This window comes from Vibrio penaeicida, assembly GCF_030689305.1.
Taxonomy (GTDB): Bacteria; Pseudomonadota; Gammaproteobacteria; order Enterobacterales; family Vibrionaceae; genus Vibrio; species Vibrio penaeicida_B.
On the sequence record NZ_JAUYVM010000007.1, the window covers coordinates 78,772 to 92,413 of the forward strand.

Consider the following 13,642-nt stretch of genomic DNA (forward strand, 5'->3'; position numbering starts at 1 on the left):
TATGTACGAATTAGTGAATCGAATCAAAGCCAGCAACATGTCGGTTTGGGTGGAAGACGACGCCATTAAGCTGGCGTTTGCTGGTGATAAACCGTGTTCAGAGTTGCTGGGGGAGATTAAAGCAAGAAAGCCAGAATTATTGGGCATATTGCAGCAAAACCAGATCACCTCTAAGCATGCGTTTTGGGATAAAGAGATACTGGCTATGCCAGAGACGCAAACCGAGCTTTCTTTTTCACAAGAACGCATGCTGTTCATAGAGCAATTTGAGCAAGGCACGGATGCGTACCATATTCCCTATGTCTTTGAGCTCAATACCGACGTCGATTTACCGGCGTTGGAACGGTCCTTTCAAAAGATAGTCGAGCGTCATCCGGTATTGAATTCAATATACCTGACTGATGAACAAGACAAGGCGTATGTGAAGCTGCTGGCATCCACAGTGCAAATGGACGTGGAATCCATCGCACCCAATACGCCAGTAAAAACCATTTTTGATTCCGAAATATCTCGACCTTTCCAATTGGATCAAGAGCGACCGATCCGGTTGATTCGCTACCTAGGGTTGGAGAAAGATTACTTGCTGGTCATTTGGCATCATATTGCCTTTGATGGTTGGTCGACCGATGTTTTTCTTAACGAGTTATCGCTGGCGTACCAAGCTTACAGCACAGGGAACTCACCTGTGCTGCCTGAATTGGACATTAGTTATGCCGATTACTCCCTTTGGCAGCGTCAGCAACTAACGGGCTCAAACCTAGAGAAGCAGCTTTCGTTTTGGAAGCATCAGCTTGATGGCGTTGAAACGCTAGCCTTACCGACCGATTCTCCGCGCCCAGCGACAATCGATTACAGCGGTAAAGATTTAGTATTCACGTTTGATAGTGGGCTTTCTGATCAGCTTCGACAGCTCGCTCGTCAGCAAGATACCACCTTGTACACAGTATTGCTGAGTGGGTTTTATGCGACTCTAGCACTATTGTCTGGTCAGAAAAGCATTGTCGTCGGCACGCCTTCTGATAACCGCCATTACACGCAAGTCCAAAATTTGATTGGTTACTTTGTTAATTCATTGCCAATGCGAGCGGATGTATCGCTATCGTCGAGCGTGAAAGCTTTCATCAACTTAGTTCACAACGTGGTAGCAGATGCAAAGGCACATCAAGATTTACCCTTCGAGCAACTTGTCGAAGCGTTAAAAGTAGAACGGGACATGTCACGTCACCCGATTTTCCAAGTGATGTTCTCGCTACAAAGTTTTGGTGAGAAGCGTTTGAAAGAGCAGACGTTGCCGTTTAAACAGGCGCAATTTGAAGAGGTGCGTTCGCTCAGAAATCCCGCCAAGTTTGACTTGAGTTTGTACTTGGATGACAGCGGAGAAGACATTTACGGCAACTTCAATTTCGCGACCAGCTTGTTCAATGATGACACCATTCAAAGAATTACCGACGTCTACTCATGGGTATTAAAGAGCTTTGCTGCTAATCCGAATCAAGCGCTTGGGCAAATTAATGTGCTTTCACCGGCTGAGCGCGAGCAGCTTTTTGAACAGTGGAACAACACGCACGAAGATTACCCTAAAAGAAATTTGCTCGACGGATTCAATGAGCAAGTGGCAAAGCAACCTAATGCGCTTGCGGTCGTTTGTGGTGACCAGAACGTTAGTTATCAAGAGGTGCACGAGCATCGTTTGTTAGTAGCAAATCAGCTTCAACAAGCAGGGGTAGAACGAGGTGAGTTGGTTGGTGTACTGACGGAAAAAGGCGAACCACAGCTGGTGGCTACGTTGGGCATTATGTCGATTGGGGCGGCGTATTTACCACTCAATGTGGCTTGGCCAGCATCGCGTTTGAATGATGTGTTGAAAGCGGGTGATGTAACGCACCTTGTGATGACTCAGTGCCAGCAAGACTTGTACGCTGGCGACGAGTGGCTAAAAAATTATCAGATCACGATCATTGAATCGGTGTACCAAACCTCTATCCCAGACCATTGGGAAAATGGACTGTGGCGAGAGGCGTTACCGAATGTCAGCCCTGATGAGTTGGCGTACATTATTTTCACCTCTGGTAGCACGGGAAAACCGAAAGGGGTGGTGATCAGCCATGATGGTGCAATGAACACCATCGAAGCGGTGAATCGAACGTTCGACGTTCAGCCGCAAGACCGAGTATTGGCGCTATCGGATTTGAGCTTCGATCTTTCTGTTTACGATTTATTCGGTACGTTAGCAGCAGGCGCAGCCATTGTTTTCCCTGAACAATCAGAAGTGCAAAACCCAAGTCGATGGGTCGAACTTGTCGATACCCATCAAGTGACTATTTGGAACTCTGTGCCTCAATTGGTGCAGCTTTTGGTGGAAGAGGTGGCGTTGCCTATTGGTACTTCTGGAATAGGGGGCTCCAAATGCGAACATCCACAAAGCCTCCGTTCATTGAAAGTCGTGCTCATGAGTGGGGATTGGATCCCACTTCAACTTCCGAAGCAACTTAAGAGTCTAATACCGACAGTACAAGCCATCAGTTTAGGTGGTGCAACGGAAGGGAGTATCTGGTCAATTTGGTATCCCATTCAGTCGGTTAACCCTGATTGGCAAAGTATTCCTTATGGGTTGGCGATGCCAAATCAAACCATGTGGGTGCTTAACGAGCAGGGTGGTCATTGTCCAGCCGGAGCGATAGGAGAAATTCATATTGGCGGTGCAGGGGTCGCGAAAGGGTATTATAACGAGCCAGAAAAAACCGCTGCTCAGTTCTTTGATCATCCAACACTCGGTCATTTATATAGAACAGGTGATTTAGGTTGCTGGAATAAACATGGCTACATCGAATTCAAGGGACGCAAGGATTTCCAAGTAAAAGTACGGGGCTACCGCGTAGAGCTTGGGGAAATCGAAACTGTGCTCTCGGAGCAAGCGGGTGTGAAGCATGCAGTGGTCATTGATGTTGAGCGAGAAGGTATTAAGAGTCTTGCCGCTTACATTGTTTCAGATGACGACAGCGAAACCTTGTTTGCTAGGCTCCATCAAGTGGTGTCAGACGCATTGCCAGAATACATGGTGCCATCAACCTTTAACTTGATCGACGGTATTCCACTGAGTGCGAACGGTAAACTAGACAGAAAAGCGCTGCCCGACCCAGTATGGAACCAAGCAGAAGAATACGTCGCACCAACTACAGACTTGGAGATCTTGTTTGCCGATATCTGGCAACAAGCGTTGAATGTCGAAAAAGTTGGTGTTCACGACAATTTCTTCCAGATCGGTGGTAACTCGATTACCGCAATTCGAATGGTGAGTATGCTGAATCGCGCTTTGGAATCTTGTTCTTTAGTAGATCGGTCGATAGCAGACCATACTTTAGAACCAAATAAAGGCGGCAGTGAACCGAAAAAAGTCACGGTAGTGGATTTGTTCCGTTTCCCAACCGTGGCGGAGATCGCTAAGCACATTGAGTCCGACACCGATGCCCAACCAACCGGTCTGTTGCATTGCCTCACTTCCCAAAATAACAGCAAAGCCAAACCTAAGCGCCACCTTGTTTGTATCCCCTATGGCGGCGGAAGCCCCATCGCGTATCAACCTTTATCATGTTGCCTTCCTGATGATTATTCGCTGCATGCTTTGAATTTCCCCGGTCATGACTACGCGCGCTCAGATGAAGGGCTGATGCCGATGAATGACATTGCAGAGCAGTGCGTCGAAGAGATACTGTCTGGCATTTCAGGTGATATTTATCTTTATGGTCATTGTGTTGGCGGGGCACTTACCTTGGATATTGCCCGCAGATTGGAAGCAAAGGGATCACCCGCAAAAGGGGTGTTCTTAGCGGCGACGTTCCCATTCCCAAGGTTGCCTTTTGCTGCATTGGAATCACTTCGGAAATGGATTCCGTTTGATAAGTTGGTTTCCAATCGCTTACGTTTTGAGTCGATTTTGTCGTTAGGCGGTTTTTCAGAATCACTGGAAGAAGACGAGCTGAATTTCCTGATGTCAGCGATGCGACAGGATGTCATCGATGCCGAAGACTTCTACACGGTTGCGAACTTGTCGCCAGAGGACTACGTCGTCAGTGCGCCGATATTGTCGATATACGGAGACAAAGACAAAAGCACCGAATTTTATGAAGAACGATACCAAGATTGGCGAGCCTTTTCGCCAGATGTGTCGATGGAAGTGATTCCCGATGCAGGGCATTTCTTTATCAAACATCAACCTCATGAGTTGAGCCGAATCCTGACCGCGCAAATTCAACAATGGGAATCACCAACAAAAGAGGACGAAGATAAAAGAGGTGATGAAGACAAAAAATATGAAAACGTAAATGGTTCTGCATTGAGCCAAACGGATAATGAGCCAAAAGAGACGTTCTCGTTTAGTCATTTGTTCAATAGGAAAAATCGGGAGGCGAAACCAAGCTTACCGCTGTTTTTTGTTATCGTCTTCGGGCAATTCATGTCGATGCTTGGAACCGGTTTGACGGCATTTGCATTGGGGACTTGGGTTTACATGCAAACCGGGTCGGTCACCGAATTTGCGTACATTTCAGTGTTTGCATTGCTCCCCGGTATCTTGGTCTTGCCGTTTGCAGGGGCATTGGTCGACAGGTGGGATAGGCGGCTGATACTCATGTTCAGTGACGCCATCTCTGTTTGTGGTACCTTGTTCATTTTCTTTACCTTGTGGACCGGAGAACTGCAGATTTGGGAAATTTACACGGTGGTTGCTATCAGTTCTATTGGGCAAGCTTTTCAACGACCAGCCTACATTGCCACCATTGCGCAATTAGTGCCTAAGAAATACCTAGGTCGCGCAAATGGATTGGCTCAACTGGCTTCCTCCACCAGTCAAGTGATCGCAGTTTTTGCGGGTGGGTATCTGTTCCTAGAGGTTGGGCTGCAGAATGTGTTGATTTTAGACATTGCGGCATTCTGTGTTGCGTTTACCACGCTGCTTCTCATTCGCTTCCCGAATCGGATGTTCAAAAAGCGCGAGTTACCGATACTTCAGGAAATAGTAGAGGGTTGGCAATACATTCTTCAGCGTAAAGAGATGCTGGCGATGGTGGTCTTCTTTGCGGTGTACAACTTTGCGTTCAGCGCCATTATGGTGCTCGGTACCCCATTGGTGCTTTCTGTAGGCAAAGCGGATTTGCTTGGTCAGGTACTCGCATTTGATGGAATAGGGCAGTTGGCTGGCGGCTTGATTATGGGAATATGGGGCGGAACTAAGCTTCGAGCCCATGGCATGATTGGCTTTACGCTTCTAACTGGTGTCTCGATGATCATTGCGGGTATTCAAGCCAATCAGTTTTATCTCATGGCTGGGTTCTTTGGTATCGGAATGTCGTTGGCGTTGGTCAATGCGCACTGGCAATGTCTGATTCAAGTGAAAGTTGGGCTTGAATTGCAAGGTCGGGTGATTGCCACCAACCAGATGATGTCGTGGTCGATGATGCCCTTGGCGTATTTCATTATCGGTCATCTGGCAGAAAACGTGGTAGAGCCGTTTATGGCAAGTGACTCCGCCATGGCGCATTTTGCTGTGTCTGTATTCGGTGGAAGCGAAGGTCGAGGGGTTGGATTGTTGCTGGCGATGTTAGGGGCATTTGCCGTTATCTGGGGTGTGATGAGTTTGCTTTATCGTCCTCTGAGGTTGATGGAGCAAAGGCTACCCGATGTTATCCCTGATGAAGAACCGACACCAGCCATTGGCGAGCCTAAAAAGTTGCATGAGCAAACGGTGCTTTAAGTTGAACTATAAAAAAGAAAGTAGCGGTGCTACTTTCTTTGCATTTCTGCCCACCAGTTCTCGTCTGCCACTATTTGACCAACTTCATCCAAGGGTGGGTAAGGTAAGCCTTTGCGCTTGGCGACTTTTGCGAGAACGGGATGCCCACGCTCAAACAGAATTCGATGAATGTACTCGGCAGGTAATGCCGACTCATCTCGCTCGTACATACCAGCAATTTGGCGCTGTCTTTGCGCTTCGAATAAGATCAACGCGCTGGCAACTGAAACATTCAACGATTGCACCATTCCAACCATGGGAATGATGATGTCTTGATCTGCCATAGACAGAGCATGGGGGGTGATTCCGTGTTTTTCGCCACCTAAGATCACGGCGGTGGGTTTGGTGTAGTCGATGTCACGAAAATCGACGGCTGTGTCTGACAGGTTGGTTGCGAGTATTTGCATGCCTTGGCATTTTAGCTCGCCTACGGCGTCATCTATCGATTCATGCGTATCCACTTCCACCCAATTTCTCGCACCCGCCGAAGTGTGGCTTAAGGTACGCATTTTAGGATCGGGCCACACCGCGTGTATTTTATGGACGCCTGCTGCATCGGCACTGCGGATAATGGCAGAGACGTTGTTTGGCTTATGGACTTCTTCAAGACACAAAGTCAGATCAGGCTGGCGTGCCTTAAGTACGGTGTGGATTCGATGGTAGCGTTCTAAATTCATATGTCGCTCTGAAAAAGGTCTCTTACCAGAAGATAAGAGACCTTTGAGTGTTAGTATTTAATGGGCAATTCCGTAACTATTGTGCAAACTCGTTTTTTAGAGAATCAGTGTTTGCGTCGGCGAACTTTTGTTGCCTGAGGCATAACGCGAATGCGCTTCATAATGCCAGCTAGATTCACACGATCTTTCGCGGTTAACAGCACGGTAATTGTGTACAGACGACCGTCTTTTTCTTCGGTCGAAATACCGTGGATGTTCGAACCCGTTTGCGAGATCACGTTGGTTAACGCAGCCAGCGCACCTTGGTGATTTTGCATGTCGATCTGAAGTTCAGTAATGAACTCTTGATCGTAATCGTTCGACCATTCTACTGCCATGTACTTATCCGGTTCTTTTTGGTATCCGCGTACGTTTGGACACGTTTCGCGGTGAACCACTAATCCTCGACCCGGAGAGACGTGGGCAATAATGTGATCATCTGGAATTGGGTGGCAGCAATTAGCAAACGTTAGCAAAATACCTTCCGCACCGCGGATAGGAAGCTTCTTCTTATTGCTTTTCGAGTCACTCGTTTCGGTCAGTTCATCCACATCGCCTAACAAGCGACGTGCAATCACGATGCTCATCAACTCGCCAAGGCCGATGGCAGCCAGCAAATCATCTAGCGATTCGACTTTCAGCTCCGCCAAAACATGATCGATGTTGTCTTGGTTGATGTCGGAAATCGAATGTTCACCTAATGCGTGATTCAGTAATCGGCGGCCTAAGGTAATCGACTCTTCACGGCGCATGGTTTTCAGAACCTGACGGATCTTGGTGCGAGCACGAGAGGTTACTACATAGTTCAACCACGCGGCGTTCGGGCGTGCACCCGGCGCACTGATGATTTCAATGGTTTGACCGTTTTTCAGAGCTTTGCTCAACGGGTAAGGTTGGCGATCAACTCGCGCGCCGACACACATGTTGCCGACATCGGTATGCACGGCATACGCGAAATCAACAGCGGTCGCGCCCACAGGCATTTCAACAATTCGACCTTTTGGTGTGAACACGTAAATTTCATCTGGGAACAGATCGGATTTTACGTTTTCAATGAATTCGAAAGAGTTACCCGCACTTTGCTGCAGCTCTAACAGGCTTTGCATCCAGCGCTGCGCTTTCACTTGCGCGGTGGTGCCTGACTTATCACCATTGCTCTTATAAGACCAATGTGCGGCGACACCTTTGTCCGCCATTTGATCCATGTCTTCGGTACGAATCTGCACTTCAACAGGTACGCCGTGAGGGCCCACCATAGAGGTATGCAAAGACTGATATCCATTGGCTTTGGGAACGGCAATGTAATCTTTCATTTTGCCAGGACGTGGCTTGTAAAGACTGTGTACTTGGCCAAGTACGCGATAACACATGTCGGCGGATTTCACCACCACACGGAATGCGTAGATGTCCATAATAGTATGGAAACGCTGTTCTTTGGTCCGCATCTTGTTATAGATGGAGAACAGGTTTTTTTCACGCCCGAATACGCGGGCTTCAAGCCCCATTTCTTCCAATCGACCGGAAATCTCATCGTGAATACGTTGAATTATTTCTTTTCGGTTACCGCGCGCGGCTTTCACCACTTCTTTTAAAACGCGATATCGATTGGGGTATAAAGCCTCAAAGCCTAGCTCTTCAAGCTCAACTTTGATGTTGTGAATACCTAAACGGTGAGCAAGTGGTGCGTAAATTTCTAGCGTTTCACGAGCAATACGGCGCTTTTTATCGGGACGAAGTGCGCCCAGTGTACGCATGTTGTGCGTACGGTCTGCCAATTTGATCAGGATAACGCGAATATCCTGAACCATGGCAAGCACCATTTTGCGGAAGTTTTCGGCTTGTGCTTCTTTTCGATCGCGGAACTTAAGCTTATCCAGCTTAGATACCCCATCGACCAATTCTGCGACCGTAGCTCCAAACTGTTCTTCCAATTCTTCTTTGGTGACCTCGGTATCTTCGATAACGTCGTGCAGCAAAGCTGCCATCAAGGTTTCATTATCGAGACGCATTTCTGCGAGGATACGAGCGACAGCGACAGGGTGGATAATGTACGGTTCGCCAGTGGAACGGGTTTGCCCTTCATGGGCGTCTCTTGCTACCACATAAGATCGACTCAGAGCCTCAAGTTGAGGCTCTGTCAGATATTCTTGGGCAACTTCTTTTAAGCTTTCAAAAAGATACAAATTACAGGCCCGAAATGCTTTAGAAAGTTACTGTGAACTAAACAGTTACTATGAACTAAACAGCTACTATGAACTAAAAAGTTACTATTAACGGTTGTGAGCGATGCTGCTTACTGCCGCCAATTCTGCTGCTTCTTGTTCTTGCTGCTCTTGACGCTCGCGAGCATCCAGTACTTCTTTAGTGATAAGACCTTCTTCGATCTCGCGAAGAGCGATAACCGATGGCTTATCGTTTTCTTCAGGCACTAGTGAATCTTTACCGCCAGTTTGCATTTGACGAGCGCGGCGTGCCGCAATCAGAACCAAGTCAAAACGGTTACCAATTTTTTCAACAGCGTCTTGTACAGTTACGCGTGCCATGAGGACTCCAATATTTAACTAAAAATTTAATATGACGAGAAATTATACAGTCTAAAGGCTCAATCGGCCAATAGCGCTGTTAACATGCTGCTGTATTTAGCGGCTTGTTTGTCTTCCTTCAAGCGTTCTGCACGAAGAATAGACTTGAAATCGAGCACCGCGGTGTCGAAATCATCGTTTACAATGACGTAATCATATTCATTGTAATGGGATATCTCAGATTGTGCTTCATTCATGCGCTTGGCGATCACAGCTTCGCTGTCCTGACCACGTGCATTAAGGCGGCGTTCCAGTTCTTCTTTTGAAGGAGGAAGAATGAAAATGCTTTTAGCCAGAGGCATCTGTTCGCGTATTTGACGCGCGCCTTGCCAATCAATGTCTAGGAACACATCAATGCCTTTATCTAGGTTCTCTTCAATCCAAGGGCGAGACGTACCGTAGTAGTTACCAAACACTTCTGCGTATTCAAGAAACGATTTTTGTTCGATCAATTCTTCAAATTTATCTTTGCTAACAAAGTGATAGTGTGTGCCGTCTTCTTCTCCAAGGCGCATTCCACGTGTTGTGTGGGATACCGATACTTTCATTGCGTAGGTTGGATTTTTTTCCAACAGTGCTGAAATCAGGCTTGATTTACCTGCACCGCTTGGTGCTGAAACGATGTATAAAGTACCTTTACCCATGAATAATCCGCTTACCTTTACCCTAGTTACCTGAATGCGAGTGTAACGCACTGCAGGGTGAGATGCCTAAAAAATGGGGCGAAAGGATAGCATTTTTTGTTCAATAACCTCAATGCTTCTGTTTCGACCTAGTGGATTTGGTTGAACTAGTGGGTTTGGCTGAATATGTCCCGATACTGAGTCGTCTCGCCATTAAACAACAGCTCTTGAGTTAGCGCATTGAAGTCACGACCTTGTTCAAACAGCGGCGCTACCCAAGACTCATTACAGTCTGCTCGTTTCAACCTTATGGTGTCATCTTTTATGTGGAAACACTGTTGCAAGCTGTTGTTGCTAGAATCGATAGTCACCATGCGCTTGCCGTCTACCCAAAAGAATAGGCTTCCATCAGAGAAGCTAGATTGCCCTGCGTAGTGTTCATTGAGCAGGGATTGCCCTGTAAACCAAGGCGCGTAACCACCCAACCAATCTAGAATGGTGTTTCCGACATCGCGCTGAGACGTGGCGGTATTGTGGTGAATAGCGGGCACGCTGCCGTCGGTGGCGTAGATCAAAAACGGAATCGAATTTTTCGCTAGGTTCGGCTCCACAATTTTGGCGGTGTGATCCGACATCAGCACGACTAATGTTGGCTCTTTTACGGTGTCATGCAGTTCAGTGATAAAGGCTTCTAATGCTTTGTCGGCATAGTTCATGGTGCTACGACGCAGTTCAGGCATGGTGGATTTTCCGAACGTAAAGTCATCTTCGGATGGAAGTATTGAACCGTGCGTGGTGCCTGTGTTGATGGCAATAAAGAAGGGCTTGTCAGAATTGCTGTTCTGCATTTCGTTGATTTTGTCCATCGAGAAGCGATAGATACTGTCGTCTTGAAAACCCCATTCATTGTGCGGCGCTTCAAAGTCAAAATCTTCTTTACCGTAGGATTCTGTAAATCCAAGGGATTGAGCAAACGCTCCAACAATGCCTTTGCCACTGCCTTGAACAAAACGTGTATCCCACCCTTGCTCACGTAGCATGTGGGGCAAACATTTGTATTGGCTATTTTGTAAATGTGTACCCGCTACAATGCCGCCGTTAGGGTTAGGGTAGCTGCACATGCTGGCAAAAATACCTTGGACTGTGCGGTATCCATCGGCATACATGGCATCCGATGTCAGCGATTTGGCACGCAGTGCATCAAAGAATGGGGTGGAGTGATGTTCTGGGTTTGGGCTATTCATATCTACCGACGCCCAGCTTTCCAACAATACAAAGACCACATTGGCTTTTTTGAGGTCGCTGATGTTGGAATCGACTTCTTGATTGAGTGCGGCGTTGAATGCGTCGTGAACAGAAGGCTCAGGGCTGGCTGTGATACGAGAAACGGCTTTGTTTTTCCCGTTTGCAAGATAGTAAGTCACGCTGTAAGGCGCGCTCCACGCGATATATGCTTTGTCATTGTGACCAATTTTATAAGTACTCATCGGTGACTGAGGCGCATCGAACCAACCACCGCGAATAAAGGTGACGGTGAATACGAGGTAAGCCAGCGTCGCCAGTGTGTATTTACCGAGGGTTAAGCGGCTTGTCGCCATGTTCGTCCAACGACTTTTCCAAATAATGAAGACAGACACGGTACTTAGAACGAGACCTAAAATCACCAGCGGATAATACACGGTGAAAGCCGTTATCAGTACGGAATCAACTAAACCAGAAGCCGTAAAGAGTTCAAAGGTGACGTGCTTACGTGCATCTTCAGCGTAAATAGTGTCGGACGCCGTTGCACCAATGATCCATAAAACAGCCAAACTCGCCCAAAGACGAATCGCCCATCGCATGTCGAATCGAAGAAAATTCAGAACCAGTAACACCAATGCCGCGGGTGCCGTCAATAATGCCGCTATGGTGGCATCGAATCTCAGCCCGTAAAGCAGGCTGGTTAAGCCATCCAGACTGAATAGGCTCAGAGGAATAGAGGTAGCAGCGAAAAGGAAAATTACCTTGCTTGAAAAAGCCGTCAGCAAGAAGGTGAAAAACAGTCTTAGTATGTTTCTTATCATTGTGAACTCGGGTAAAGCAGATATTGACGCAAGAAAAAGGCAAGCGAAGCTTGCCTTAAAATAGACGATTATTCGATGTTTTGGATCTGCTCACGCATTTGCTCAATTAGAACTTTCAGTTCTACGCCAGATGCAGTGATGTCTGTGCTGATGGATTTGGATGCCAGCGTGTTCGACTCGCGGTTGAATTCTTGCATCATGAAGTCGAGTTTACGACCACACGCGCCACCCTTCTTAAGGATGTTGTTGGCTTCTTTTACGTGTGAGTCCAAGCGATCCAATTCTTCAGCGACATCGGATTTTTGAGCCAAAAGAATCAGCTCTTGTTCGACGCGTGAACCTTCTAGCTCGATCTTGGCCTCTTCAAACTTGGTGAGTAGGCGTTCGCGCTGCCATTCTAGAATTTCTGGCATGCGCGCACGAACCTTGACTACTTGCTCGGTGATGGAAGACAAACGCTGCTTAATCAGAGCTTTCATGTTTTCGCCTTCACGGCCACGAGCGTCAATAAAGTCTTTTAGCCCTTCATCAAAGGCAGCTAATAGGTCTTTGTTGATGGCATCCATGTCTTGCTCTGGGGTTTCCATTACGCCTGGCCAGTTCATGACTTGGAATGGGTTGATGCGGCTATCTTCACCCGTCATCGACATCACTTGATTGGCGGCATTGATCACTTGCTGTGCCAAATCTTGATTGATGGTGATTTCACCTTTTGCAGCTGGGTTCGCTTCAAAGCGCAGGTGACATTCTACTTTTCCGCGTGCCAGCTTCTTGCGAAAGCGCTCACGAAGGATAGGTTCAAGACCACGGAATTGCTCTGGCAAACGAAAGTAGGTTTCTAAATAGCGTTGATTGACGGAGCGAATCTCCCAAACTGCGCTGCCCCAGTCACCTTTGATTTCTTTTCGTGCATAAGCAGTCATGCTGTAGATCATTGAATTGTCCTTTGCTCGCGGAGATGAAAATTTTGAATGAGCGGTATAGTAGCATAATCACCGAGCGAGGTACGAGATCTCCGGTGGTTTGCCGCGATGTAGATAGTCGCCATGGCTAGGCAGCACGAGTGAATTCCTATATACTTTGCCTCCAACCAGATTCGCCTCCCCATGAAAGGTATTTATCCATGCGTCCAGACGATCGCACCGCGGAACAAGTTCGCCCAATCAAAATTACTCGTAACTATACTGCGTATGCAGAAGGCTCCGTGCTTGTCGAGTTTGGCAATACTAAGGTGTTGTGTAACGCCAGTGTGGAAGAAAATGTGCCGCGTTGGCTGAAAGGTCAAGGCAGAGGCTGGGTAACAGCGGAATACGGTATGTTGCCACGTGCAACCCACACTCGTAATCGCCGTGAAGCCGCGAGTGGTAAGCAAGGCGGTCGTACAATGGAAATCCAGCGACTGATTGCTCGCAGCTTACGTGCAGTCGTTGATTTAGAAGCCATGGGTGAAGTCATGGTGACTGTTGACTGTGATGTTATCCAAGCGGACGGCGGTACACGTACTGCATCTATTTCTGGTGCAAGCGTTGCGATGGCTGATGCGTTCCAGCACTTGGTAGAGCAAGGTAAGCTAAAAGCGAACCCAATGAAAGGGCACGTTGCTGCTGTTTCTGTTGGAATCGTTGAAGGAAAAGCGCTATGCGACCTTGAGTATGTTGAAGACTCAGCAGCAGAGACCGACATGAACGTTGTTATGACGGAAGACGGTCGTATGATTGAAGTGCAGGGCACCGCAGAAGGTGAACCGTTTAGCCACGAAGAATTATTGGAGTTGCTGGCGCTAGCGAAAACCGGCATCAATTCCATTGTAGAAACGCAGAAGAAAGCGTTAGAAAACTGATTAAATGAATAGCTCCTCACTGAGGGGCTA

The 13,642-nt window shown here is 47.5% G+C and carries 8 protein-coding genes; 2 read left to right on the forward strand and 6 right to left on the reverse strand.

Features of this window, described 5'->3' with window-relative positions; translation table 11 throughout:
• Position 1 precedes the first annotated feature (1 nt).
• Positions 2–5,749: a non-ribosomal peptide synthetase gene (locus Q8W40_RS12860; RefSeq protein ID WP_305397574.1), complete on the forward strand. Its 5,748-nt coding sequence runs from the start codon at positions 2–4 to the stop codon at positions 5,747–5,749.
• Between the two features lie 29 nt (positions 5,750–5,778).
• Here Q8W40_RS12860 and trmH read toward each other — a convergent pair whose 3' ends face one another.
• The 6 genes from trmH to Q8W40_RS12890 form a co-directional block, all read right to left on the reverse strand.
• Positions 5,779–6,465 (reverse strand): tRNA (guanosine(18)-2'-O)-methyltransferase TrmH, encoded by a 687-nt coding sequence (gene trmH / locus Q8W40_RS12865; RefSeq protein WP_305397576.1) that lies wholly within the window; start codon positions 6,463–6,465, stop codon positions 5,779–5,781.
• A gap of 104 nt (positions 6,466–6,569) precedes the next feature.
• Positions 6,570–8,687 carry a bifunctional GTP diphosphokinase/guanosine-3',5'-bis pyrophosphate 3'-pyrophosphohydrolase gene (spoT, locus tag Q8W40_RS12870; protein WP_305397578.1) on the reverse strand — a complete coding sequence of 706 codons (2,118 nt, stop codon included), beginning with the start codon at positions 8,685–8,687 and terminating at the stop codon, positions 6,570–6,572.
• 87 nt (positions 8,688–8,774) lie between these two features.
• Positions 8,775–9,047 (reverse strand): DNA-directed RNA polymerase subunit omega, encoded by a 273-nt coding sequence (gene rpoZ, locus Q8W40_RS12875; protein ID WP_101111469.1) that lies wholly within the window; start codon positions 9,045–9,047, stop codon positions 8,775–8,777.
• A 59-nt stretch (positions 9,048–9,106) separates the two neighbouring features.
• Positions 9,107–9,730 (reverse strand): guanylate kinase, encoded by a 624-nt coding sequence (gmk, locus tag Q8W40_RS12880; protein ID WP_305397581.1) that lies wholly within the window; start codon positions 9,728–9,730, stop codon positions 9,107–9,109.
• 146 nt (positions 9,731–9,876) lie between these two features.
• Complete coding sequence (locus Q8W40_RS12885) at positions 9,877–11,772, reverse strand: LTA synthase family protein (RefSeq protein WP_305397582.1); 1,896 nt, start codon at positions 11,770–11,772, stop codon at positions 9,877–9,879.
• A gap of 68 nt (positions 11,773–11,840) precedes the next feature.
• Positions 11,841–12,707, reverse strand: a complete 867-nt coding sequence (locus Q8W40_RS12890; protein ID WP_305397583.1) for a YicC/YloC family endoribonuclease — start codon at positions 12,705–12,707, stop codon at positions 11,841–11,843.
• 188 nt (positions 12,708–12,895) lie between these two features.
• Here Q8W40_RS12890 and rph point away from each other — a divergent pair, with 188 nt between their 5' ends.
• Positions 12,896–13,612: a ribonuclease PH gene (gene rph, locus Q8W40_RS12895; RefSeq protein WP_101111466.1), complete on the forward strand. Its 717-nt coding sequence runs from the start codon at positions 12,896–12,898 to the stop codon at positions 13,610–13,612.
• Positions 13,613–13,642 lie beyond the last annotated feature (30 nt).